Below are 22,933 nucleotides of genomic sequence, written 5' to 3' on the forward strand. Positions count from 1 at the left end.
CCCATGACTCAGACCACCCCCACTCGTAGCTGGGTTGCCTCCGCCAACGGTCACACTGACTTCCCGCTGCAGAACCTGCCGCTGGGCGTGTTCAGCACCCAGGGTTCGGCGCCGCGCAGCGGTGTGGCGATCGGCGAGCATATTTTCGACCTGGAAGCGGCGCTCGACGCCGGTCTGTTCGACGGTGCGGCGCGTGCGGCCGTCGAAGCCACTCGTGGCGGTCAACTGAACGCGTTTTTCGACCTCGGACGTGGCGCCCGCGTGGCCCTGCGTGAGCGTCTGCTGGAGCTGTTCACTGAAGGCAGCACCCTGCGCGGCAAGATCGAAGCCCAAGGCGCAAAACTGCTGCCATTGGCCGCCGATTGCCAGATGCACCTGCCTGCGAAGATCAATGATTACACCGACTTTTACGTCGGTATCGAGCACGCGCAAAACGTCGGCAAACTGTTCCGCCCGGACAACCCGCTGCTGCCGAACTACAAGTACGTGCCGATCGGCTACCACGGCCGCGCATCGACCATTCGCCCATCCGGCACTGACGTGCGTCGTCCGAAAGGCCAGACTTTGCCAGCCGGTCAGACCGAACCAACGTTTGGCCCGTGTGCACGCCTGGACTATGAACTGGAACTTGGCATCTGGATCGGCCAGGGCAATGAAATGGGCGACTCGATTGCCATTGGCGACGCGGCCGAGCACATCGCCGGTTTCTGCCTGCTGAATGACTGGTCGGCGCGCGACATCCAGGCCTGGGAATACCAGCCACTGGGGCCGTTCCTGTCGAAAAGCTTCATCACCAGCATCTCGCCATGGGTCGTCACTGCTGAAGCGTTGGAGCCGTTCCGCCGTGCCCAACCGGCGCGTCCCGAGGGCGATCCGCAGCCGTTGCCTTACCTGTTCGACAAACGCGATCAGGCCGCCGGCGCCTTCGATATCGAACTGGAAGTGCTGCTGCTGACCGAAGCCATGCGCGAACAAAACCTGCCAGCCCATCGTCTGACGCTGAGCAACACTCAATACATGTACTGGACCGTGGCGCAAATGGTTGCGCACCACAGCGTCAACGGTTGCCAGTTGCAGGCCGGTGACCTGTTCGGTTCAGGCACTTTGTCGGGACCTGAAAACGGTCAGTTCGGCAGCCTGCTGGAAATCACCGAAGGCGGTAAAAAGCCGATCGAACTGGCTTCGGGCGAGGTGCGCAAGTTCCTTGAGGACGGCGACGAAATCATCCTGCGTGCACGCTGCAGCCGTGACGGTTTCGCCTCCATTGGTTTCGGCGAATGCCGCGGCAAAATCCTGCCGGCGCGTTAAGAGGTTCTGGCCATGGAACTCTTTACCTACTACCGTTCGACATCGTCCTTTCGGGTGCGCATTGCCCTGGCACTCAAAGGGCTGGAGTACCAGGCGCTGCCGATCAACTTGATCGCGCCGCAAGGTGGCGAACACCAGCAACCGGCTTATTTGCACATCAACCCGCAAGGCCGGGTACCAGCCTTGCGCACCGATGAAGGCGAGTTGCTGATCCAGTCCCCGGCGATTATCGAGTACCTGGAAGAGCGTTATCCACAGGTGCCGCTGCTGTCCAAAGACCTGGCCAGGCGCGCGCATGAGCGTGGGGTGGCGGCGTTGATCGGTTGCGACATTCATCCGCTGCACAACGTCAGCGTGCTCAATCAGCTGCGCCAACTCGGTCATGATGAGCCGCAGGTGGTGCACTGGATCGGCCACTGGATCACTCAGGGGCTGGCGGCGGTCGAGCACTTGATTGGCGACGAGGGTTACTGTTTCGGCAGCGTGCCGGGGCTGGCGGATGTCTACCTGATCCCGCAGTTGTACGCGGCCGAGCGGTTCAACATTTCTCTTGAGGCGTATCCGCGGATTCGCCGGGTCGCGGCGCTGGCCGCGCAGCATCCGGCGTTCATCAAGGCCCACCCGGCCAATCAGCCCGATACCCCGAAATAACGCAACACCCTGTGGGAGCGAGCCTGCTCGCGATGAACGATAACGCGGTCTGTCAGTAACACCGAGGCGTCTGCATCGCGAGCAGGCTCGCTCCCACAAAAATCAATGCACCACGCTGTTAGGCGGCAAATGCCCCAGCCGTTCGGTCAGGCGGATGCGCTGGATCGGGTCGTCGGTGAGCAGCAAGGCATGCTCCAGGTCGAAACGCTCGGCGTTGGGGCATTCCAGCCGTTGATAGAGGCTGGCGCGGGCCAGGTAGTCGCTGACGCAGGCATTACCGAGCTCCAGCACCCGCTCGGCATCGATCAGCGCGTCGATGTTGTCGTCGTTGGTCAAATGCAACTGGCGCAAATTGCGCGACAGTCGCTGGAGCATCTGGACCGGTTCGCTGGTGAGCAGATGCTCGGCGTTGAGCTGCATGTTCGGACCGTACTGGCGTTGCAGCAATTCGCGGCAGTCGTTGGGGTACAAGCGCCGACCACCACACGGGTCGAGCAAATGATCGGCACCTGGCACCCGCAACAGAAAGTGCCCGGGAAAATTCACCCCGACCATTGGGATCTCCAGCCGCCGGGCCAACTCCATTGCGATCAAACCGAGCGCCAGCGGTTGCCCGCGCCGGCGTTCCAGCACCTTGTTGAGCAGCGCTGCCTGCGGGCGTAGCGGGATGGATTCGTCCTGTTGATAACCCATGTCATTGAGTCGCCGCAACAACGGTTGGGCCAACTCGCTGACCGGCAACATCGGTAGACCGGCACTGACCCGTTGTTGCAGATCCTTGAATTGCTCCAGCAGCACCTCGGGCTTCACCAGCGGATCGTGTTCGGCAGCGATCCACAGCGCCGCTTCGAAGAGCGCCGGTGGCGAGCGTTGCAGACAGGCGAAAAAAGCGTGGCGCGGGTTCATCAAAATCTCCGTCGAATGCCTCGTTTTAGCCCCGTCTCAGGCATTCGTCCAGTGCTCTACACATGCCGTTGCAGGTTATGTCTTAAAGGCTTTAAAAGCCCTGCTGCTTATTCCGGTGCGCTTCAGCAATTTTCAGCCGCAGGCCTATACTGGCGACTACAAGAAGTGATTCGGGAGCCCTACGATGTTCGCTCTCATGCAAAGCACTCGCCTTGAATCGCTGCACCTGAGCGTTGACCCGGTGACCGGGTTGAAGGCGGTGATCGCCATTCATTGCAGCCGTTTGGGCCCCGCCCTTGGTGGCTGCCGTTACCTTGCCTATCCCGACGATGAAAGCGCCGTGATGGATGCTGCACGCCTGGCGCAAGGCATGAGTTACAAGGCCGCGCTGGCCGGCCTGGCACAGGGCGGCGGGGTAGCGGTGATCGTTCGCCCGCCCCATGTCGAAAGTCGCGCAGCCTTGTTCGAGGCCTTCGGCCGCGTTGTCGAACAGCTCGACGGTCGCTACATCACGGCCATCGACAGCGGCACTTCGGTCGCCGACATGGATTGCATTGCCCAGACAACCCAACATGTCACCAGCACCACCGCCGCCGGCGATCCGGCGCCGCATGCCGCCATGGGGGTGTTCGCCGGTATTCGCGCCACGGCCATGGCCCGCTTGGGCAGTGACAACCTCGAAGGCCTGCGGGTGGCGGTCCAGGGCTTGGGCAATGTCGGTTTTGCCCTCGCCGAGCAACTGCATGCCGCCGGGGCCGAATTGCTGGTCAGCGACATCGACGCCGGCAAGGTGCAACTGGCCATCGAGCAGTTGGGCGCCCGTCCGATTGCCAACGAATCGCTGCTCAGCACCCCGTGCGACATCCTCGCGCCTTGCGGGCTGGGCGGCGTGCTCAACAGCCACAGCGTTGCGCAATTGCGCTGCGCCGCAGTAGCCGGTTCGGCCAACAATCAGCTGACCAACCTGCAGGTGGCCGACCAGTTGGAGAACCGCGGCATTCTGTATGCGCCGGACTACGTGATCAATTCCGGCGGGTTGATTTATGTATCGCTCAAACACCGTGGCGAGGCGTTGTCGAACATCACCGCGCACCTCTCGAAAATCAGCTCGCGGCTGACCGAAGTCTTCGCCCATGCCCAGGCTGAAAAACGCTCGCCGGCCCGGGTGGCGGATGAGCTGGCAGAGAAAGTGCTGTACCGATGACGGAGTGAGGGCCTTACCCGGTCGACTTGCTCCCAGAGCCTGGCGCCACGAACGTCAGGCCCGACAACGGCACGCTGACCCGGCGTGCAAGGAGCTGTGCCATGGCCCATAACAAGGTCGACCTTCCCTACACCCGCTATTTATCCCCCGACGGCCAGCCATTGAGCGAACTACCCGCCTGGGCCGACGACTTCAATCTGCTGACCCGTCTCTACCGGCAAATGGTCCTGACCCGTCTCTTCGATCAAAAAGCCGTCGCCCTGCAACGCACCGGGCGCATCGGCACTTACGCACCCACGCTTGGCCAGGAAGCGATCGGCGTGGCCGTCGGCAGCCTGATGCATCCTGAGGACGTGCTGATCCCGTATTACCGCGACACTGGCGTGCAATTGATGCGCGGGGTGCGCATGGAAGAGATTTTGCTGTACTGGGGCGGCGATGAGCGCGGCAGCGATTTTGCCGAGCCCGCGGCGGTCGAGGACTTCCCGATCTGTGTGCCGATCGCTACCCAGGCGCTGCACGCGTGCGGAGTCGCCAGTGCCTTCAAGATTCGCGGTGAACACCGGGTGGCCGTGACCACCTGCGGCGATGGCGCCACCAGCAAGGGCGACTTTCTTGAGGCCTTGAACGTCGCAGGAGCCTGGCAGTTGCCGGTGGTGTTCGTGATCAACAACAACCAGTGGGCGATCTCGGTGCCACGGCGGATTCAATGTGCGGCGCCGACCTTGGCACAGAAGGCGATAGGCGCCGGTTTCCACGGCGAGCAAGTCGATGGTAACGACATAATCGCGGTCTACGACCGGGTGCAAATCGCCCTCGAACGCGCGCGTCACGGTAAAGGTCCGGTGTTGCTGGAATGCGTGAGTTACCGCCTCGGCGATCACACCACCGCAGACGATGCGACGCGTTATCGCCCGGCCGAAGAGGTCAAACAGGCCTGGCTTGAAGAACCGGTCAAGCGCTTGCAACGTTATCTGGCCGAGCAGGGCGTATGGGACGAAGGGCGCGAACAGGCACTGATTACCGAGTGTCAGGCGCTGGTGCAGGGCGCTGTGGATAACTTCGATGCGGCTGGCCAACAGTCACCTAAATCGGTGATCGATCACGTTTATGCCCAGTGGCCAACGGCGCTGGCCGAGCAGCGCGAGTGGTTGCTCGAACGCGCGGCGCGCCGTGCAGGAGGGGCCGCTCATGAGTAACGGCAAAGTCACGCTGCTGGAGGCGGTCAACCTGGCGTTGCATCGGGCGATGCGCGAGGACGAAAACGTGATTGTGCTCGGTGAGGACGTCGGCGTGAACGGCGGTGTGTTTCGCGCCACGCTAGGGCTGCGCGACAGCTTTGGCTTCAAGCGGGTGATCGATACGCCGCTGGCCGAAACCATGCTCGGCGGGCTGGTGATCGGCATGGCCGCCCAAGGCTTGAAACCGGTGCTGGAAATCCAGTTCATGGGCTTCATCTACGCGGCCATGGAGCACCTGGTGTCCCACGCCAGCCGCATGCGCAACCGCACACGCGGGCGAATCACTTGCCCGATGGTGCTGCGCACGCCGATGGGCGCCGGCATTCGTGCGCCGGAACATCACAGTGAAAGCACCGAGGCGCTGTTTGCGCATATCCCAGGGTTACGCGTGGTGATTCCTTCGTCACCGGCGCGGGCTTATGGCCTGCTGCTGGCGGCCATCGATGACCCGGACCCGGTGGTCTTTCTCGAACCGACGCGGCTCTACCGAATGAATCCGCAACCGCTGATCGACGATGGCAAACGCCTGCCGCTCGATACCTGCTTCACCTTGCGTGAAGGCAGCGATATCACCCTGATCAGCTGGGGCGCCAGCGTCATGGAAACCTTGCAGGCAGCCGATGCGCTGGCGGAGCAAGGGATTTCGGCCGAGGTGATCGATGTCGCCAGCATCAAGCCGCTGGACCTCGACACGCTGGAGGCGTCGGTGCGCAAGACCGGCCGTTGCGTGATCGTCCATGAAGCGCCACGAACCTGTGGCGTCGGCGCGGAAATCGCCGCCAGCCTCTATGAACGTGCATTGCTGGATTTGCAGGCACCGATCCTGCGGGTCACCGCGCCGGACATTCCGCCACCGCTGTATCGGCAAGAGTTGCTGTACATGCCCAACGTCGAAGACATCCTTCACGCCTGCGACAGCGTGCTGCACCACTTCTAAAGAGGCGCCTGAGGCCCGGGAGGCTGCAATGAAATATTTCAAATTGCCTGACTTGGGCGAAGGGCTGCAAGAAGCGGAAATTGTCGAATGGCACGTCAAGGTCGGCGATACGGTGAAGGCCGATCAACTGTTGGTTTCGGTGGAGACTGCCAAGGCCCTGGTGGATATTCCCGCACCTTACGACGGTGTGGTGGCGAAAACCTTCGGCGGCGAAGGTGACATCCTGCACGTCGGCGAGCCTTTGCTGGGGTATGAAGGCGAGGCGGATGCCGGCACGGTGGTGGGACGGCTTGAAGGTGGCGGCAGCCAACAGGACGATCAGTTTTTCATTGGCGCCGCACCCTCGACCCGTGAACACATGAGTCCTCGCGCGACCCCGGCGGTGCGGCAACTGGCCCGGCAACTGGGCGTCGAGTTGACTGGGCTGAGCGGGTCCGGCCCCAATGGGCTGATCACCCGCAGCGACGTGGAAAGTGCCTCGCAAACCGAGCGCGACAAATTTGGCGGGGAGAAGCTGCGCGGGGTGCGCCGCAGCATGGCGCAGAACATGGCCAGGTCCCACGCCGAGGTGGTGCCGGTGACCATCTACGCCGATGCCGACCTGCATCGCTGGGGCCGTGCCCGCGATCCGTTGATCCGTTTGGCCAAGGCCATGGCGGCAGCCTGTGCCGTGGAGCCGATGCTCAACAGTGGCTTTGATGGCAAGTCCTTGTCGATCAAGCACCACGACACCCTGAATCTGGGCATTGCCGTCGACACCCCCGATGGTTTGTTCGTGCCGGTGTTGCGCGATGTGGGCAATCGCTCGTCAGATGATTTGAAAGAAGGCATCACCCGCTTGCGCGCCGACGTGCAGGCGCGTTCGATCCCGGCGAAGGAAATGATGGGCGCGACCCTGACCTTGTCGAACTTCGGCACGATGTTCGGGCGCTATGCCAACCCGGTTGTCGTACCGCCGCAAGTGGCGATCCTCGCGGCCGGTGCCATTCGCGACGAACCAGTGGCGATGGCGGGCAAGGTTGTGGTGCACCCGATATTGCCGCTGTCGCTGACCTTCGATCACCGGGTGGTGACGGGAGGGGAAGCGGCACGGTTCTTCAAGGTGTTGGTCGAGGCACTGGAACAACCGGACAGTTGAAACGCGGGCATGAAAAAGGCCCTGAGTCAGTGACTCAGGGCCTATTCAATTCGGGCGTTGCTTACTTCGCGGGCTTAGCCGATTTTGCGGGTTTGGCAGGCTCCGCTGGCTCGGCTGGTTCTGTTGGCTCAACGGGTTCAACGGCTGCGATAGGCACGTTAAGCAATTCGGACAGGGCGTCCGGCTGGCTCTTGAACGCCTTGGCGAACACATCGCGGTTTTTCGCCATGTAGATCCCGGCTTCTTCCACCTGTTGCTCGGTCAGCGACGGAACCGCTTTTTGCAACACTTCAGCCAGCAATTCGGCCAGTTCGAGCATTTTGTCATGACGGTCAGCTTCGGCTTTATCCATGAACAAGCGCTCCAGATCTCGGCTGCTGCGGTATACCACTTCGACGGCCATTCACCACCTCACATGCCTTCACGATAGTTGTCTTTTGCGACTACTGTATTTATATACAGCCAAAAGGATAAGCGAATCCCTGCGCTTTGGGTAGTGGCTTTTTAATGTAGACCGGATTCAGGATTTGTCAGGCGGGCCGAGCGGCCCCATTGCTGGTAATGGCTTCCATACCGGCAGCAACTGTCGAGCCTGGCTCCCGTAGCAGCTGTCGAGCCTGCGAGGCTGCGTTCGGCCGCAAAGCGGTCGTAAAATCAGGCAATGCGTTCTTTCAGGCAAACCGTGTGCGCAGGATTGGCGAGGACTTCGTCCTCGGACGCAGCCTCGCAAGCTCGACAGCTGCTACGGGAGCCAGGACGCAGCCTCGCAGGCTCGACAGTTGCTACGGGCGTAGCCCGCGGTTATTGCGCGGCGATGCTGTAACCGTCGAACGCGGTMTGCTGTTGCAGGGCGGTGACGATGGCCTTGCGGGTGGCCGGTTGTTCGGTGCCGGCATTGTCGATGAAGGTCTCGCTGGCAAGCTCCGCCTCGTCGCCTTCACCCACAAAGGTGAAACCGAGGAATTCGAAGGCTTCACGGTCGACGTACGGTTTGGAGCGCGGATTGCGCAGCGGCAGGCTGACGCTGGCGCCGTCCTTGCTGATGCTGAACACTTCGATTTCTTTCTTGGCACGGGCCGCCTTGCTCTTGCCGGCGCTTGGGTTGCTGATGGCCTGATGGGTCTGGTTCAGCACTTTCAGCGCCAGACCATAGACCAGCTCCTGAAAGTCTGGGTCATCCTTGAAGCTCGACAGAATCCGGCTGATCGGGAACTTGCTGCTCAGGTCTTCCAGGGCGGCGATATCGGCGGCCTCGGCGTCCTTGAGTTGTTTGAGTTCGCCCATCAGTTCGTAGGCCTTGTCGTCGTCGAAGCGGTCGTGAGCCTGGCGGATGGCCGCGCGCAACTCGCGAATCTGGTCGCTTTCTTTCGAGGTGTGGAAGGCGTCCAGGACCATCTCGCTGATGGTTTTGGCCTGCGGCACGTGTTGTGAAAGATTGATGGAGTTTTCGTATTCCGCTTTGGACGACAAGGTGATTACGGATTCAGCGGTATTGGAATCTGGCATTGAAATTTCACTACTTCTTTAAACAGAATTTGAGACGAGAACAGCATCGGCGTTTTCGGGTTGCCTAATCTATTGGACCGCTGCGATGTTGTCACGGACCAACGGACGATCAGGGCAACACAGCGACCGATGTGACCGCAACAGCAGCCAATCGTTGCGCAAAAAAGCCCCGCGTTCGATTCGAAGGCGGGGCTGAAGGCAGTCCGGCGGGCATTGGGTATTCAGTTCATTTCGGCGACCAGCACTTCAACCATGGCCTTGGCGATAAAGCGTGGGTTGTTTTTTAACCAGCGGGAGCGCTTTTGAGTGCCCGCAGCGCCATCAACTCGCGGTACAGCGTGATTGCCCGACCGCAAAAGAGCCCGAGCGTAAACCCCGAGGCGATGCCGGTGAGTGCCAGCGTCTGCACACTGGCCGAGCGCTCCGGGTGAACGGCGGATTGATAGCCGATGAAGTACTTCACCGCAAAAAACAGCAGAGAGATGTAGAGAATTTTCCAGGTGCCGGGAACGATCAGGTCTTTGCCGTCGCTGTCCAGCGTCAGCCCACGGCGCGAGAACAACACAATCGCCGCCAGACTGCCCAGCGCGATACCGGCGAGCCAGCTGCCCAACGTCAACTCGGTATGTTCGTGGTAGTTCAGTGAAAAGAATGACCAGAGCGTCAGGATGCCCGGTGTAATGAGCAGGGAAAGTTTGCTTTCCCGGCTGGGCGTCCTGGCCCTGAGCCCGTAATAACAGATCAACAGGAAAACCCCGTAGACCCACAGCGGTGTGCCTTGCAGGATATCGAGCATCAGCGGATACCTCTGCACGATTGGGGCAGGGTGGTTGCGTAAAACATGGTCAGCGTCCTTGCTTGAGTCAATGTCAGGGAGGCTAGCGGATTATCGCTGGGGCGAATTCAAATTCATTGAGCGAACCGCCAACGCGCTCGCCGTTTCCTCATCCACTGGCAGAGAAAAGCGGAAGGTCGCGCCTTGTCCCGGCACGTCCATCAGGTGAATCTCGCGGCCATGCAGTTGCAGAATCCGGTGCACGATGCGCAGTCCCAAACCGCCATCACGACGCGCACCACCAATGTTGAACGGACGCAGGAACAAGCCTTCGCGCAGTTCTGTGGCGATGCCCGGGCCGCTGTCGCTGACGGTGATCTCGACGAACTTGCCTTGCGGGACAAGGCTGATGTCGATTTCCCCGCCATCGGGTGTGTGGCGCAAGGCGTTATCGAACAGGTTGGTCAGCACGCGCTCGATCAGCCCAAGGTCGGCGCAGACCGCCGAGACGTTCGGTGCGAAGCTCGCCTTGAGCTGCACGTGTCGGGCTTCGGCGGTCAGTTCGAATTTCTGAAAGATGTCCTGCACCAGATCGGTCAGGGAGAAACGCTCCAGCACCGGCTGGACGAAGCCGTGTTCCAGGCGCACCAGTTCCAGCAACGACTGCGCCAAGCCGCCGACCTTGCGGCTTTGATCGAGGGCGATGCCCAGATAGCGGCGGCGTTCGGCCGGGGTCAGGCTGGCGTCTTTCAACGACAGGGTTTCGAGGTAGCCATGCAGCGACGCCAGCGGTGTGCGCAGGTCGTGGGAGATATTGGCGACCAGCTCGCGGCGTTCCTGATCCTGGCGGGTGAGGGAGCGCCATTGTTCGCCCAGGCGTTTTTGCATCTGCCGGAAGGCGGCATCGAGCACGGCGATTTCGTCCTGAGTGGCGAGGTTCTCCGCTGGACCTGAGGGCGCCGGCGAGGGCGGGGCGACCGGTACGCCGTCGATGTCGAAATGTGCGACCGTGTCGGTCAGGCGGCGCAGCGGTCGGGTGATCAGGGTAAACGCTGTGAGACCGGCGATCAGGCACAGCAACGCGACCATCCCGATCGACCACAGCGCGGTATTCAGCGCCGCGCTGGTGGCGCCGCGTTCGGCGTAGCGGTCGTGTTCTTCGCTGAGCAGCACCACGTAGAGATAGCCGACCTGCTGACCGTTGACCTTGAGCGGTGCGGCGCTGAACACCTTGCGCCCGTCGATGCTGCGCGGGTCGTCGCCGAGAATCGGCAGGGCTTCACCGTTGAGCAGGCGCCGCACGGGGGCCAGATCGACCTGCTCGCGACGCAGGTGGCCTTCGGGCGCCGCATTGCCGACCACCCGGCCGCTGCTGTCGAGCAGGTACACCTCGACGCTCGGGTTCACCAGCATCAACTGGCTGAACAACTCGCGTAGCGCATCGGGTTTCAGGCCATTGGCGTCCATCAACTGAGTGTCGTGGGCGATGTGCTGCGCCAGATCCCGGGACAAGCCTTGCACCACTTCCAGCTCATGCATGTGGTTGGAGCGCACTTGCATCCACACCGACGTGCCGCTGCACACCAGCAGCAACAGGGCGAACACCGCCGACAGGCGCTGGGTGAGTGTCAGTCTCATGGCTGCTCCTGCGCCGGGGCGAATTTATAGCCACGGCCCCACACCGTGAGAATCCGCACTGGTTGCGCCGGGTCGGTTTCAATCTTGGAGCGCAGACGATTGATGTGCGTGTTGACGGTGTGCTCGTAGCCTTCGTGGCTGTAACCCCAGACGGCGTTCAGCAGGTCCATGCGCGAGAAGACCTTGCCTGGCTGCCGGGCGAAAAAGTACAGCAGGTCGAACTCGCGTGGGGTGAGGTCCAGGCGCTTGCCGTCGAGCGACACATCACGGGTGATCGGGTCGATGAACAGCCCGTCGCAGGTCAAGCTGCCAGCGTCCATTTTCAGGTTGCGGGCCATGGCGTCGACCCGTCGCAGCAGGGCCTTGACCCGTGCCACCAGCTCAAGCATCGAAAACGGTTTGGCCAGGTAATCGTCGGCCCCCAGCTCCAGGCCGAGAATGCGGTGCACTTCGCTCGACCGGGCGCTGGTGATGATGATCGGGGTGTAACGGGCCATGGCGCGGGCGCGGCGGCAGATTTCCAGGCCGTCGACGCCCGGCAGCATCAGGTCGAGGATCAGCGCATCCCAGCTGCCTTGCTCGAGCAGGCGCAAACCTTCGTTGCCATCGGCGCTGTGCACGACCTCGAAATGTTCGTCGCGCAGGTGCAGGCAGATCAGGTCGGCGATGTGTTTGTCGTCCTCGACCACCAGGACGCGTTTGGGTTGATCCATTGGGACTTAATCCTGTTGCGCAGTGCTCGTATTGTGCGGGGTTTTCCCTCGGCGAGTTATCACGAATTGTTTAACTCCACGTGAGGATTTGGCGATCACCTCAAGCCTAGGCTGTGTTCCATGTCATCCACGGCGGATTTAGGGAGAGGGCCATGTTTTCACGGCGACAGATTCTTCTAACGGGCGGCGGGCTGGGCCTTGCGGCGCTGGTTGCCGGTGTATTGCCAAAAATGACCGGGCACTCGCTGCTGATCAGCGAGGCGAGCGCCGCCGAGACCTTCGAGGTCAGCCATAGCGATGCCGAGTGGCGCAAGCTGCTCAGCGCCGAGCAGTACGAAATCCTGCGCGAAGAGGGCACCGAACGGGCCTATTCCAGCGCACTGAACAACGAACACCGCGACGGTACTTTCGCCTGCGCGGGGTGCGATCTGGCGCTGTTTTCATCGAAAACCAAATTCGACAGCCATACCGGTTGGCCGAGTTTCTGGGCGCCCCTGGAGCATGCCGTCGCGACCCGCGAAGACCGCTCGTTCGGCGTGCTGCGCGAAGAAGTTCACTGTCGACGCTGCGGCGGCCATCTGGGCCATGTGTTCAACGACGGGCCAAAACCGACCGGTCTGCGCTACTGCATGAACGGTCTGGCGATGACCTTCAAGCCGCAAACGGCCTGACACCATGGGCAGGCTTTTTCCTTCACTTCATACAGGTCCTTGTTATGTGGCTTCTGGTCCTCGCGTATCTCGGTGGTGTGCTGACGATTCTCAGCCCGTGCATTCTGCCGGTCCTGCCGTTTGTCTTCGCTCGCACCGGGCAACCGTTTATCAAGAGTGGCTTGCCGCTGTTGGCGGGGATGGCGCTGACCTTCGCGCTCGTCGCCTCGTTGGCGGCGGTGGGCGGCGGTTGGGTGGTGCAACTCAATCAGTACGGTCGCTGGCTCGCGTTGCTGTTCGTAGCACTGTTCGGGCTGACGCTGCTGCTGCCTCGACTCGCCGAACGGCTGACGCGTCCACTGGTGGCCGCCGGCAGTCGACTGTCGGAAGCGGCGGGCGCCGATGCCCGGCCGCGTCCCGCTGCTTCGTTGCTGATCGGCGTCGCCACGGGCCTGCTCTGGGCACCGTGCGCCGGGCCGATTCTCGGGCTGGTGCTGACTGGCGCGGCGCTGCAAGGGGCAAGCATCGGCACCACCTTGCTGTTGCTGGCGTATGCGCTGGGCGCCGCCACTTCCCTCGCAGTCGCGTTGTTGCTGGGCGGTAAAGTCTTCGCGGCGATGAAGCGTTCGATCGGCGCCGGTGAATGGCTGCGCCGTGGTCTTGGTGCGGCGATGCTGGCGGGTGTGGCCGCGATCGCCCTGGGCCTGGACACCGGGCTTCTGGCGCGGGTGTCGACCGCGTCCACCGGTGGGTTTGAACAGGCGCTGGTCGGTCGACTGGCGGGTAAGTCCGGGGCGATGATGGCGCGGATTCCGACGTCCGCCGACGATCAATCAGGCGCCGGCATGATGGCCGCCGGTGGTGCGATGAAAGTGGCCGCCAACGCTCCCGCGTCGCTGCCCGTCGAAGGTAACCTGCCGCCGCTGGACGGTGCGGTGCAGTGGCTGAATTCAGCGCCGCTCAGCGCTCAAACGTTGAAGGGTAAAGTGGTGCTGGTGGATTTCTGGACTTACTCCTGCATCAACTGCCTGCGCACCTTGCCGTACGTCAAAGCCTGGGCCGAGAAGTATCGTGATCAGGGCCTGGTGGTGATCGGCGTGCATGCGCCGGAGTTTGCCTTCGAACGGGATGTGGGCAACGTGACCAAAGCCATGAAGAACCTGGGTATCACCTACCCGGTGGCTATCGATAACGACTACAGGATCTGGCGGGCTTTCAACAACGAATACTGGCCGGCGCACTATTTTGCCGACGCTCAGGGACGCATTCGCTACCACCATTTTGGCGAGGGCAACTACGCCGAATCGGAACGGGTGATCCAGCAGCTGTTGCGTGAAGCCGGCGCGGCGAAAGTCGCCGATGGCCTGATCGATGCCAGCGCCCAAGGTGTGCAACGGGCACCGGACATGAACGAAGTGCGCTCGCCGGAAACCTACGTTGGTTACCAGCGTTTGGAACATTTCGTACCTGAGGCGAGCCTCGCGCCCGACAAGGTTGCCGCCTACAGCGCACCCGCGACACTGGCGCTGAATGACTGGACGCTGGACGGTCACTGGAACGTCGGTTCGGAGCGCGCCACCTCGGCGGCCCCGGCCAGCCGCATCGTTTACCGCTTCCATGCCCGCGACTTGCACCTGGTGCTGGGCCCTGGTGCTGACGGCAAACCGGTGCGTTTCAAAGTGATGATCGACGGCAAGGCCCCGGGCGATGCCCACGGCACCGACGTCGCCCCGGATGGCAGCGGCAGCGGCAGCGTCACCGAACAACGCCTCTACCAATTGGTGCGCCAACCCGGCGACGTGGCAGATCGGACCTTCAGCATCGAGTTCCTCGACCCGGGCGTGTCGGCGTATGCGTTTACCTTTGGTTGATGAGCATGTAGGAGCTGCCGAAGGCTGCGATCTTTGAATCTACTTATGCAGGAGTCGTCATCATGAAAACCCGATTTACCTGGCGCCAGACCCTGCTCGGGCTGACCGTCGCTGCAGTCGCAGGCCAATGCATGGCCTTTTCATTCGGCGCTGCCGAAGACGCGGTCGCCATCGCGCCGCCTGCCCTCGATGAAACGCCCAAGACCAACAGCGAAACGGCGGTGTTCGCCGGAGGCTGCTTCTGGGGCGTTCAAGGCGTGTTCCAGCATGTCAAAGGCGTCAAGAATGCGCTCTCCGGATACGCCGGAGGCGCAGCGAACACCGCGCAATACGAGCGTGTCAGCGAGGGTGACACAGGCCATGCCGAATCCGTTCAGGTCACTTTCGATCCTGCTCAGGTGAGCTACGGCACCTTGCTGCAAATCTACTTCTCGGTCGCTCATAACCCCACCGAGCTCAATCGCCAGGGCCCGGACACCGGAACCCAATATCGCTCGGCGATCTTTGTCGAAAGTGCCGAGCAACAAAAAGTCGCCCAGGCCTACATCGCACAGCTCGATGCAGCGCACGCCTTCAACAAACCGATCGTGACCAAACTCGAAACCTACAACGGCTTCTACCCGGCCGAGGCCTACCATCAGAACTTCCTGACGGAGCATCCGACGTATCCCTACATCGTGATCAACGACCTGCCGAAAGTGGCGCAACTCAAACAGCTGTACCCGGAGCGGTATCAGGAGAAACCGGTGTTGGTGAAGACTGGCATGTAGTGCTGGATCAACCGGAAATCATGTTCTTGCCAATGATCTTCGAGCGATACAACGCCTGATCCGCCCGAGCCAGCAGGCCGGTTTGTTGCTCGTCTTCAAAGCGTTGCGCCACGCCGAAGCTCATCGTGACCCGGAAGTCGCCCACCGGTGGCAGGCTCGACAGCTCAAGGCGGATGTTTTCGGCGACKGCGCGTGCGGTGGCAGCGGTGCTGTTGGGCAGGATCACAATGAACTCGTCACCGCCCCAACGGGCCAGCAAGTCACCTTCGCGCACGCAGCGTTTGACGCTTTCGACCACGTGCACCAACGCCGCGTCGCCCAAGGCATGGCCGTAATGGTCGTTGATATTTTTGAAGTCATCGATGTCCATGGCGATCAGCGACAGCGGCTGACGAAAGCGTTGGGAGCGCTCGCATTCCAGTGGCAGGGCTTTTTCCAGGAGGTAACGGTTGGCGATCCCGGTCAGGGTGTCGCTTTCTGCCAGTTTGCGGTTCTCGTCCAGTTGAGCCTGTAACCGCTGATTGAGCAGAGACAACTCGCGGGTCCGTTCCTCGACCATCGCTTCGAGGGAATGATTGCGCCGTTCGAGTTGTTCGAGCAGACGTTTCTTGTCTTCAATGCTGCGGTTGGCCCCGATCATCCGTGCCACTGAGCCATTGGCGTTACGTGCGATCACATGACCGCGATCCTCGATCCAGATGTAGCTGCCATCCTGTTTGCGGCAACGGTACTCGGTTTGGTAATGGGGGGAGCGCTGATGCAGGTGATCATCGAAATGCATCATCACCCGCTGGTAATCGTCGGGATGAATCGCGTTCTCCCAGGTCAGCACGTTGTTCTCTAGAGCATGGGGCTCGTAACCGAGCATGTCGTACCAGCCGCGATTGCGGTAGACGAACCCGGTGTTGGCGTTCCAGTCCCAGATTCCGTCGCTGACCAGTTCCAGAATCGCGTGCAGCATGTCTTCATTCAGATCAGTCAGGCTGACCTTCAACGGCTCGATACTGGACAACTCAACCATCACCGCTCTCCCTGCTGCCCTGATCTTCAAGTGGCCAGCCAATCGTAAAGAATAACTCATGGCACGTTGACACTGTAGTGCCGGATATCAAGGTGTAGAAGCCTTTTTCGCAGCAATAATGGCGTGCACAAATCAGTTCTGTTTACCCCACGTCTGCAACGCAAACTCGACAAAACTGCGCAGTTTCGGCAAACGGTAGCGGTCCTGCGCGTAAATCAGATTCATCGGGCGACGGGGCAGTTGATAGTCCTGCATCAGGGCCACCAGTTTCCCTTCCCGAAGGTCTTGATCCACCAGAGCATCCGGCAGCATCACCACTCCCATTCCGGTGCGTGCCGCCTGGTGCAGGCCCGATGAACTGTTGATCAGCATCGGACCGCTCACCGCTACGACGATCTCCCCGTCAGGGCCGCTCAGGCGCCACTGTTTTTCCACCGAGCGCCATTCATCGCCCGCCGGGTAGGCGAAGGCCAGGCAGTCGTGATCGGCCAGTTCCTCCGGTTTTTGCGGTGTGCCACGGCGTGCCAGGTACGCCGGCGAGGCACACATGGTCAGGGTGTAGTCCTCCAGTGGCCGGGCGATCAGGTTGGACGGTTCGGTATTGCCCAGGCGAATCGCCACGTCAAAGCCGTTGTCCAGCAGATCAAGGCGTTGATTGGTCAACACCACGTCCAGCTTGACCTGCGGACAGCGCAACACGAATTCGCTCAAGGCGGGCGCCAGGCGTTCCGTGCCAAAGGTCAGCGGGGCGGTGATCCGCAGCGTTCCGCTGGGTTCGCACTGAGTTTGTTCGGCCAGCCGTTCGGAGTCGGCCACCAGCCCCTGCACCTCAAGACAGCGCTGATAATAGGTCGAGCCAAATTCGGTCAAGCGCTGACGCCGCGTCGTACGGTGCAGCAAGCTGACACCCAGGCGTTGCTCCAGCGCCCGCAGGTGATTGCCGACCATGGTGGTCGACATTTCGCACTCCAGGGCGGCAGCGGTCATGCTGCCAGCCTCGACCACTTTCACGTAAACCGACATTGCCAGCAGTAAGTCCATTATCAAGCCCAGCTTTAAAATGATTGAAGAGTTACGGCGTTTATCCAGCTCAGGTGGCTAACGATACTGCAAAAACACTGACCAATGATGGAGCTTGATGTCATGACCGCCGCCTGCCTGATGACCACGTATCAACCCCTGGCCTTGAGCTTTACCAAAGGGCTGGGCACACGCCTGTGGGATCAGGCCGGTCGTGAATACCTGGATGCGGTGGCGGGCGTGGCCGTGACCAATGTCGGCCACTCGCACCCGAAGGTGGTCAGCGCCATCAGCGAACAAGCCGGCCTGTTGCTGCACACCTCCAACCTGTACAGCATCGACTGGCAGCAACGGCTGGCGCACAAATTGACGCAGTTGTCGGGGCTTGACCGGGTGTTCTTCAACAACTCCGGCGCCGAGGCCAATGAAACTGCGTTGAAACTGGCCCGGCTGTACGGTTGGCACAAAGGTGTCGAGCAGCCGTTGGTGGTGGTCATGGAAAATGCCTTTCATGGCCGCACGCTGGGCACCTTGTCGGCCAGCGATGGCCCTGCGGTGCGCTTGGGCTTTCAGGAGTTACCGGGGGATTTCATCAAAGTGCCATTCGGCGATCTCGCCGCGCTGGATAAGGCGCACCAGACTCATGGTCAGCGCATCGTGGCGGTTTTGATGGAGCCGATTCAGGGCGAGAGCGGCGTGAAACTCGCGCCGCCCGGTTACCTGAAAGCCCTGCGCGAATTGTGCAATCGGCGCAACTGGCTGCTGATGCTCGATGAGATCCAGACCGGTATCGGCCGTACCGGGCAATGGTTCGCCTTTCAACACGAAGGTATCGTCCCGGATGTCATGACCCTGGCCAAAGGCCTGGGCAACGGTGTCCCCATTGGTGCTTGCCTGGCTCGCGGTAAAGCCGCCGAATTGTTCACACCGGGCAGCCACGGCAGCACGTTTGGCGGAAACCCGCTGGCGTGTCGGGTGGGTTGCACCGTGCTGGAAATCATCGAAGAACAAGGCTTGCTGGAAAACGCCAAGCGTCAGGGCGAACGCCTGCTCGCACGCTTGCACGCCGAACTCGATGGCAACCCGCAAGTGCTGGCGATCCGTGGCCAAGGCTTGATGATCGGCATCGAACTGGCCCAACCCATTCGCGATCTGACCCTGATCGCTGCGCGGGACCACGGGCTGCTGATCAACGTGACACGGGGCAAGACCATCCGCTTGCTGCCGCCGCTGACTATTGATGAGCGGGAGGTGGAGATGATTGTGCGCGGGGTAGGGCGGGTGGTGAGAGGGGATTAACCAACTCCATCTTTGTTTACGGCAGGCGGTATTTCAGAGTGTTTTTGAAATACCACCTGCCGGCACTCGTCTTTTACGTCCTTCACTGCGCGCAAGTTGCAGATTGAGGCTATGAGACGTTCAGAGTTGGCTCGTGAAGCAAGAAGATAGGTTGTTTCGTTGGCGTTGGTTGAGGTGGTCATGATGGGTCGAAACGCTCGGAGTTTAGTAACCAGCCTCGATTAGGCGCTCGGTATGCTCCGTTGTCTTCAAGACGTTTCCTTGAAAAAGGTAGGTTCGATCCGAGTAAAACGTGCTCAGATTTACTGCTGCAACTTACGCGTGTTTCTCAGGTGCACGATTACCGCCACAACCACAACGACCAGCACAACACCCAAGGCAATCGGCAACCGGTAAGGTCTGAGATCACCAAACAATTGCTGAAGCGCTTCGCCCGCCCAATAACCGCCGCTGACAAACAGTGTGGCCCAAACCATTGCACCGAGCATGTTCCACAGTGAAAAACGCAACGGCGACAGGCCACTGGCACCGATCACCATGGGGCCCACCAACCGCATGCCGTACAGAAAGCGTACCGAAAAAACCGACATCGACGGGTAGCGTGCGATCAATCCGCTGACGCGCTTGATCTGCGCTTGCTGGCGTTTGAGGCGAGGTAGCAGTCGCGTGCCGAAATAACGGCCGCTCCAGAACAGCAATTGATCCCCCAACATCCCACCGGCGCTGGCCCAGGCGATCACCGGCCAAAGCTTCAGCAAATGCTGATGCGCCGCCATGCCGCCCAATATCAGGATGGTTTCGCCTTCCATGACACAACCAATAAAAACCGCCCAATAGCCGTAGGTCGCGAGGAGGTGATTGAGGTCTATGTGCTCGAACATGGGCGGTTGGCGGCCTTTGGCGTGTTGTGGAGGCTGAGTAATGGTGGACCGTTATCGGCTGGGGTCGTTGCCCGTGCATTCATGATTGAAGCGATTATGTGGATGCGACATTCGAGAGCGGACGCTCCCCCAGGTACTCAACCAACCGTAGCAGATAACCGTCCGGGTCCTGCACCAACAGCTCATGCTGGCCGACCTCCACCGTACCGGATCGATACCACTTCTCGGCAAGCGGGCGAAACATTGGCCACTCGGCAGCGGCCAGCCGCTGGAGAATCGGCTCGACACTGTCGACCGTCATCTGAAAGTTGATGCCGCGCCCAAATGGCGGTTCCAGTGGAGCGGTCACCCATTGCCCTTCGAGCGGGTCGTACTGCTCCAGCATGACCTGCACCCCGTCGAAATCGAGGTAGGCAAATCCCTCTTCGGGGCGGTCGTAGGCGACCCTGAAGCCAACCAATCTGGTCCAGAAATCCAGACTGTTCCTGATGTCGCCGACCATCAGTTCGGGGACCATTCTGTTCCTTGAAAGCATACGTCTCCTTTAATGCGCATCTGACCTGATCAATGTTGCCCTGAAAATACCACCTCAATCCGCCTGAGCAGGCGCGACCATTCGGGTTCTCGGCGAATCATCTGCGTTGTGCTGATAAATCTCCAATGGCAGGCCCTTTTCATTGAAGAACACCTGGCCAATTCCTGCCGAATTCCACAACCGTTCGCCGGCCACGGCGTGTTCGGGGGGCGCGGAATCACCTTCATACATTGACGTTTGGTCAGCCAGTTGAGAGGCGAGCGCGGTGAGGAGAGCCAGCGGTTGAGGCGGTCGAACCACTCGAGCAGGCTCGGCGGAAACTCGTTTTTGATGCCGCTGCTGGTGATTTGCTAGATGCTCGGGCTGGCCTTGCGATGGCGAATCAGCACCTTGTAAAAAATGTGTCGGTACAAGGGCTGTGGGTGTCCCCATTATTGGAATGTTCAGAATCAAGTGGATGTTGGTAATGCTTTGCTCGACTGCCCCAGTTTTCTTCTGAGTATTGTGGACGTTGGAAGTTCGATATATTTATAACTAAGGAAGGAAAACAATACGGTTGTCAGGCAAATGCCCGTCAGCGTGAGTGCTTGGTTTAATCCTAGTTTTTGCTGAGCTGTAAGTGCGTACCAGATGATTAAGGGGTGTGCTAAGTAAGTTGAATAAGACCAGTCTCCCAGTTTACTTATAAGTGACGTTTTCGAAAAGAGGGGTTCCTGGGAAATAAATGCGAGGATTATTGCGGCGCAGGGTAATCCGCTTCGTAAAGGATTGTGATCGACAAAGTCTGATGCTGCAATCGCAGTAATAGACAGCAGGATAATGGCGATGGCAGGCCCGAAGTGTATCGCCCGGTGATACCCATTTTTGTAGATTATCGATATGACAACGCCAAGCAGGAAGTCATAAATAATGGGCGCGCTGTAAAATGCCAGTGATCCTCCTGCTTTGGGTAATACTGTCTCTATTAGGGTAATGCCTATTAATAGCGCTGGGGCCAGAATGTTTTTTGGAAGGCGTAGTGATAAGGCAAATATGACATAAAAAACAACTTCGAAGTTTAAGGTCCATCCTACCGTTAGTAGGGGGTATAATCCCAGCCCTGAAGGATTCTCGGCGGGTATGAAAAACATGCTTTTGAGTAAGAAATCTGGAGTGAATCCTAGGGGCGGCATTACAGTGGGAAGTAGAATTATTGTTAAGCTGGCGGCAAAGGTATAGAGCCAATAGGCAGGTACTATTCGTGCAATTCTCTGAATTGCAAAGTCACGGGTGGAGATTGTTTTTCCAGAGGCGGAGGTGTAAATGACAAACCCGCTGATAACAAAGAAAATGTCTACTCCAAGGGAACCGTAATTGTAGAGTGAGGCTGTAATTGAGTTGCTGTCTTTGTTATCGAAAATCTGTACGTAATGATGCAGTACTACAATCCACGCGGCAAAGGCTCTGAGGAACTGGATTGAATTAAGCATCGGCTGGCCATCTTGAAAACGGGAAGTATAGTCCGTCTTATCTGTGTGTCATAGGGACCTCGGGTTCTAAAGGTTGGAAAAAGGTTAATGGGGACATGTTTTTTCAAACCGGCATCCGGTTCTTATGAAAGTAAACCCGCCCCCCTATTGTTCCAAGCTTGGCGAACCGATCGTCGGACAGGCTCTAGCCGGTCAGCTCATCGGCAAGACTTCCAAAGCGTCACCACCTTGCATCAACGTTTGCGCCTCACCATTCTCAATCACCCAGCGCAGCAGATCGGTCACCGGCACGCGGTGGCTGCGTTCGACCCATTGCAGGCCGTCGGGGCTGTAGTGTTCGGTGTAGCGGGTGAGGATCATCTCGCGCTGGTCACTCGACAGTTGCAGGCTGACTTCGCGGCAGTGCAGGTTGGCGTTGGCGTGTTTCACCACGCGTTGTTGCAGGATCAGCGGCTGGTTTTCAGAGATCATCGGTCTGGGCTTCCTGGCAGCGGTGTACGCGTGAGCGAGGGCATGAGCAAACAGTCTTCGGGAAAAGAGGATAGATGCTGACATTCGAGCCTTGCGCAAAGATGTCTGCTTTTTTACCGCGCTGTCGCTTTGTTACCCGATTGAAATATATGACGGACCACGCTGAATGGTTTTAGATGTGGGTTCTTTCAGACCTTAAGTGATGCCGCTGGTGAGCAGTCTTTTGATCGTGGACGACGACCTTGAGGTCCTCGCGCTGCTGAAGAAGTTTTTTGTGCAACAAGGTTACGCGGTGGAAGTGGCCACCGATGGCGCCTCGATGTGGGCGGCGATTGAGCGCCAGGCGCCGGACCTGATCATTCTCGACCTGATGCTGCCGGGCGAGAACGGGCTGACGCTGTGCCAACGCCTGCGCCAGCAATACCCGACGCCGGTGATCATGCTGACCGCCATGGGTGAGTTGAGTGATCGGGTGGTCGGGCTGGAGATGGGCGCCGATGATTACCTGAGTAAACCGTTCGACGCCCGGGAGCTGCTGGCCCGCGTGCGCGCCGTGCTGCGCCGGGCCGGCGAAAGCCGCCCGCTGACCGGGGAAGCGCCGCGCCCGCTGATCAAGTTTGCCGACTGGCAACTGGACCTTACCCGCCGGGAACTGCGCTCACCGGATCAGGTGATGATTCCGCTGTCAGCCGGGGAGTTCGACTTGCTGCTGGTGTTTGTCGAACATCCGCAGCGCATTCTCACCCGGGAACAGTTACTGGACCTGGCGCGGGGCCGCACCCATGAGGCGTTCGATCGCAGCATCGACGTTCAGGTCAGCCGCCTGCGACGCAAACTGGAGTACGACACCAAGCGCCCCGAGATGATTCGTACCGTGCGCAACGGCGGCTATCTGTTCACCCCCAGCGTGACCCGCCAGTGAACAGACT

22 protein-coding genes and 2 pseudogenes are annotated in these 22,933 nt (G+C 60.0%); 11 read left to right on the forward strand and 13 right to left on the reverse strand.

The annotated features are described in order from the left end of the window. The first annotated feature begins 3 nt into the window (after window positions 1-3). Entirely contained in the window at window positions 4-1,308 is a 1,305-nt protein-coding gene (gene fahA / locus AC1DHT_RS13740; protein WP_427543019.1) for a fumarylacetoacetase, read from the forward strand. A 12-nt stretch (window positions 1,309-1,320) separates the two neighbouring features. After that, the gene (gene maiA, locus AC1DHT_RS13745; protein WP_427543022.1) at window positions 1,321-1,959 is read left to right on the forward strand and encodes a maleylacetoacetate isomerase; all 639 of its coding nucleotides are present in this window, start codon (window positions 1,321-1,323) and stop codon (window positions 1,957-1,959) included. Between the two features lie 102 nt (window positions 1,960-2,061). Here maiA and AC1DHT_RS13750 read toward each other — a convergent pair whose 3' ends face one another. Beyond that, entirely contained in the window at window positions 2,062-2,865 is an 804-nt protein-coding gene (locus AC1DHT_RS13750; RefSeq protein ID WP_427543025.1) for a SirB1 family protein, read from the reverse strand. A gap of 184 nt (window positions 2,866-3,049) precedes the next feature. Here AC1DHT_RS13750 and AC1DHT_RS13755 point away from each other — a divergent pair, with 184 nt between their 5' ends. From AC1DHT_RS13755 to AC1DHT_RS13770, 4 genes are all read left to right on the forward strand, one after another. Next, window positions 3,050-4,069, forward strand: coding sequence for a Leu/Phe/Val dehydrogenase (locus AC1DHT_RS13755; protein ID WP_427543028.1), 1,020 nt, complete (start codon window positions 3,050-3,052; stop codon window positions 4,067-4,069). A gap of 101 nt (window positions 4,070-4,170) precedes the next feature. Next, the gene (pdhA, locus tag AC1DHT_RS13760) at window positions 4,171-5,268 is read left to right on the forward strand and encodes a pyruvate dehydrogenase (acetyl-transferring) E1 component subunit alpha (RefSeq protein ID WP_427543031.1); all 1,098 of its coding nucleotides are present in this window, start codon (window positions 4,171-4,173) and stop codon (window positions 5,266-5,268) included. After that, window positions 5,261-6,247, forward strand: coding sequence for an alpha-ketoacid dehydrogenase subunit beta (locus AC1DHT_RS13765; protein ID WP_427543034.1), 987 nt, complete (start codon window positions 5,261-5,263; stop codon window positions 6,245-6,247). Before pdhA ends, AC1DHT_RS13765 begins: the two co-directional genes overlap by 8 nt. A gap of 28 nt (window positions 6,248-6,275) precedes the next feature. After that, window positions 6,276-7,385, forward strand: coding sequence for a dihydrolipoamide acetyltransferase family protein (locus tag AC1DHT_RS13770; RefSeq protein ID WP_427543037.1), 1,110 nt, complete (start codon window positions 6,276-6,278; stop codon window positions 7,383-7,385). 163 nt (window positions 7,386-7,548) lie between these two features. Here AC1DHT_RS13770 and AC1DHT_RS13775 read toward each other — a convergent pair. From AC1DHT_RS13775 to AC1DHT_RS13795, 5 genes and pseudogenes are all read right to left on the reverse strand, one after another. Continuing rightward, window positions 7,549-7,788, reverse strand: a pseudogene (locus AC1DHT_RS13775) (YebG family protein); the annotation flags it as partial. A 398-nt stretch (window positions 7,789-8,186) separates the two neighbouring features. Beyond that, window positions 8,187-8,891, reverse strand: coding sequence for a hypothetical protein (locus AC1DHT_RS13780; RefSeq protein WP_477761375.1), 705 nt, complete (start codon window positions 8,889-8,891; stop codon window positions 8,187-8,189). Between the two features lie 283 nt (window positions 8,892-9,174). After that, the gene (locus AC1DHT_RS13785; protein WP_427543042.1) at window positions 9,175-9,687 is read right to left on the reverse strand and encodes a hypothetical protein; all 513 of its coding nucleotides are present in this window, start codon (window positions 9,685-9,687) and stop codon (window positions 9,175-9,177) included. Window positions 9,688-9,777: 90 nt separating this feature from the next. Further along, the gene (locus AC1DHT_RS13790) at window positions 9,778-11,304 is read right to left on the reverse strand and encodes a sensor histidine kinase (protein WP_427543045.1); all 1,527 of its coding nucleotides are present in this window, start codon (window positions 11,302-11,304) and stop codon (window positions 9,778-9,780) included. Beyond that, window positions 11,301-12,017 carry a response regulator transcription factor gene (locus AC1DHT_RS13795; RefSeq protein WP_216741180.1) on the reverse strand — a complete coding sequence of 239 codons (717 nt, stop codon included), beginning with the start codon at window positions 12,015-12,017 and terminating at the stop codon, window positions 11,301-11,303. Before AC1DHT_RS13795 ends, AC1DHT_RS13790 begins: the two co-directional genes overlap by 4 nt. A 152-nt stretch (window positions 12,018-12,169) precedes the next feature. Here AC1DHT_RS13795 and msrB point away from each other — a divergent pair, with 152 nt between their 5' ends. The 3 genes from msrB to msrA all read left to right on the forward strand — a co-directional run bounded on the left by msrB (window position 12,170) and on the right by msrA (window position 15,308). After that, window positions 12,170-12,688: a peptide-methionine (R)-S-oxide reductase MsrB gene (gene msrB, locus AC1DHT_RS13800; RefSeq protein WP_427543048.1), complete on the forward strand. Its 519-nt coding sequence runs from the start codon at window positions 12,170-12,172 to the stop codon at window positions 12,686-12,688. A gap of 44 nt (window positions 12,689-12,732) precedes the next feature. Further along, window positions 12,733-14,538: a cytochrome c biogenesis protein DipZ gene (locus AC1DHT_RS13805; RefSeq protein WP_442114772.1), complete on the forward strand. Its 1,806-nt coding sequence runs from the start codon at window positions 12,733-12,735 to the stop codon at window positions 14,536-14,538. A 62-nt stretch (window positions 14,539-14,600) separates the two neighbouring features. Next, the gene (gene msrA, locus AC1DHT_RS13810) at window positions 14,601-15,308 is read left to right on the forward strand and encodes a peptide-methionine (S)-S-oxide reductase MsrA (protein WP_427543054.1); all 708 of its coding nucleotides are present in this window, start codon (window positions 14,601-14,603) and stop codon (window positions 15,306-15,308) included. 7 nt (window positions 15,309-15,315) lie between these two features. Here msrA and AC1DHT_RS13815 read toward each other — a convergent pair whose 3' ends face one another. Both AC1DHT_RS13815 and AC1DHT_RS13820 read right to left on the reverse strand, forming a co-directional pair. Further along, window positions 15,316-16,329: a GGDEF domain-containing protein gene (locus AC1DHT_RS13815; protein ID WP_427543057.1), complete on the reverse strand. Its 1,014-nt coding sequence runs from the start codon at window positions 16,327-16,329 to the stop codon at window positions 15,316-15,318. A 132-nt stretch (window positions 16,330-16,461) separates the two neighbouring features. Next, window positions 16,462-17,370, reverse strand: a complete 909-nt coding sequence (locus AC1DHT_RS13820) for a LysR family transcriptional regulator (protein WP_427543060.1) — start codon at window positions 17,368-17,370, stop codon at window positions 16,462-16,464. Between the two features lie 102 nt (window positions 17,371-17,472). Between AC1DHT_RS13820 and AC1DHT_RS13825 the strand changes: the two genes are divergently transcribed. Continuing rightward, window positions 17,473-18,648: an aspartate aminotransferase family protein gene (locus AC1DHT_RS13825; protein WP_442114773.1), complete on the forward strand. Its 1,176-nt coding sequence runs from the start codon at window positions 17,473-17,475 to the stop codon at window positions 18,646-18,648. Window positions 18,649-18,950: 302 nt separating this feature from the next. Here the strand turns inward: AC1DHT_RS13825 and AC1DHT_RS13830 are convergent, their stop codons facing one another. The 5 genes and pseudogenes from AC1DHT_RS13830 to AC1DHT_RS13850 all read right to left on the reverse strand — a co-directional run bounded on the left by AC1DHT_RS13830 (window position 18,951) and on the right by AC1DHT_RS13850 (window position 22,004). Next, window positions 18,951-19,529, reverse strand: coding sequence for a DedA family protein (locus tag AC1DHT_RS13830; protein WP_427543066.1), 579 nt, complete (start codon window positions 19,527-19,529; stop codon window positions 18,951-18,953). 94 nt (window positions 19,530-19,623) lie between these two features. After that, the gene (locus AC1DHT_RS13835; RefSeq protein ID WP_427543069.1) at window positions 19,624-20,064 is read right to left on the reverse strand and encodes a bleomycin resistance protein; all 441 of its coding nucleotides are present in this window, start codon (window positions 20,062-20,064) and stop codon (window positions 19,624-19,626) included. 54 nt (window positions 20,065-20,118) lie between these two features. Next, window positions 20,119-20,459, reverse strand: a pseudogene (locus AC1DHT_RS13840) (alkaline phosphatase family protein); the annotation flags it as partial. 54 nt (window positions 20,460-20,513) lie between these two features. Next, entirely contained in the window at window positions 20,514-21,533 is a 1,020-nt protein-coding gene (locus AC1DHT_RS13845; protein ID WP_427543072.1) for an acyltransferase family protein, read from the reverse strand. Window positions 21,534-21,725: 192 nt separating this feature from the next. Then, on the reverse strand, window positions 21,726-22,004 hold the full coding sequence (locus AC1DHT_RS13850) for a hypothetical protein (protein WP_427543075.1): 279 nt from the start codon (window positions 22,002-22,004) through the stop codon (window positions 21,726-21,728). Between the two features lie 211 nt (window positions 22,005-22,215). Between AC1DHT_RS13850 and AC1DHT_RS13855 the strand changes: the two genes are divergently transcribed. Further along, window positions 22,216-22,926, forward strand: coding sequence for a response regulator (locus AC1DHT_RS13855; protein WP_033865698.1), 711 nt, complete (start codon window positions 22,216-22,218; stop codon window positions 22,924-22,926). Window positions 22,927-22,933 lie beyond the last annotated feature (7 nt).

Source organism: Pseudomonas sp. 05N432, assembly GCF_056396945.1.

Excerpts from the sequence above, each read along its gene's own strand:
- fahA (WP_427543019.1), top strand. The coding sequence starts at position 4 with ATGACTCAGACCACCCCCACTCGTAGCTGGGTTGCCTCCGCCAACGGT.
- maiA (WP_427543022.1), top strand. The coding sequence starts at position 1,321 with ATGGAACTCTTTACCTACTACCGTTCGACATCGTCCTTTCGGGTGCGC.
- AC1DHT_RS13750 (WP_427543025.1), bottom strand. The coding sequence starts at position 2,865 with ATGAACCCGCGCCACGCTTTTTTCGCCTGTCTGCAACGCTCGCCACCG.
- AC1DHT_RS13755 (WP_427543028.1), top strand. The coding sequence starts at position 3,050 with ATGTTCGCTCTCATGCAAAGCACTCGCCTTGAATCGCTGCACCTGAGC.
- pdhA (WP_427543031.1), top strand. The coding sequence starts at position 4,171 with ATGGCCCATAACAAGGTCGACCTTCCCTACACCCGCTATTTATCCCCC.
- AC1DHT_RS13765 (WP_427543034.1), top strand. The coding sequence starts at position 5,261 with ATGAGTAACGGCAAAGTCACGCTGCTGGAGGCGGTCAACCTGGCGTTG.
- AC1DHT_RS13770 (WP_427543037.1), top strand. The coding sequence starts at position 6,276 with ATGAAATATTTCAAATTGCCTGACTTGGGCGAAGGGCTGCAAGAAGCG.
- AC1DHT_RS13785 (WP_427543042.1), bottom strand. The coding sequence starts at position 9,687 with ATGCTCGATATCCTGCAAGGCACACCGCTGTGGGTCTACGGGGTTTTC.
- AC1DHT_RS13790 (WP_427543045.1), bottom strand. The coding sequence starts at position 11,304 with ATGAGACTGACACTCACCCAGCGCCTGTCGGCGGTGTTCGCCCTGTTG.
- AC1DHT_RS13795 (WP_216741180.1), bottom strand. The coding sequence starts at position 12,017 with ATGGATCAACCCAAACGCGTCCTGGTGGTCGAGGACGACAAACACATC.
- msrB (WP_427543048.1), top strand. The coding sequence starts at position 12,170 with ATGTTTTCACGGCGACAGATTCTTCTAACGGGCGGCGGGCTGGGCCTT.
- AC1DHT_RS13805 (WP_442114772.1), top strand. The coding sequence starts at position 12,733 with ATGTGGCTTCTGGTCCTCGCGTATCTCGGTGGTGTGCTGACGATTCTC.
- msrA (WP_427543054.1), top strand. The coding sequence starts at position 14,601 with ATGAAAACCCGATTTACCTGGCGCCAGACCCTGCTCGGGCTGACCGTC.
- AC1DHT_RS13820 (WP_427543060.1), bottom strand. The coding sequence starts at position 17,370 with ATGGACTTACTGCTGGCAATGTCGGTTTACGTGAAAGTGGTCGAGGCT.
- AC1DHT_RS13825 (WP_442114773.1), top strand. The coding sequence starts at position 17,473 with ATGACCGCCGCCTGCCTGATGACCACGTATCAACCCCTGGCCTTGAGC.
- AC1DHT_RS13830 (WP_427543066.1), bottom strand. The coding sequence starts at position 19,529 with ATGTTCGAGCACATAGACCTCAATCACCTCCTCGCGACCTACGGCTAT.
- AC1DHT_RS13835 (WP_427543069.1), bottom strand. The coding sequence starts at position 20,064 with ATGCTTTCAAGGAACAGAATGGTCCCCGAACTGATGGTCGGCGACATC.
- AC1DHT_RS13845 (WP_427543072.1), bottom strand. The coding sequence starts at position 21,533 with ATGCTTAATTCAATCCAGTTCCTCAGAGCCTTTGCCGCGTGGATTGTA.
- AC1DHT_RS13850 (WP_427543075.1), bottom strand. The coding sequence starts at position 22,004 with ATGATCTCTGAAAACCAGCCGCTGATCCTGCAACAACGCGTGGTGAAA.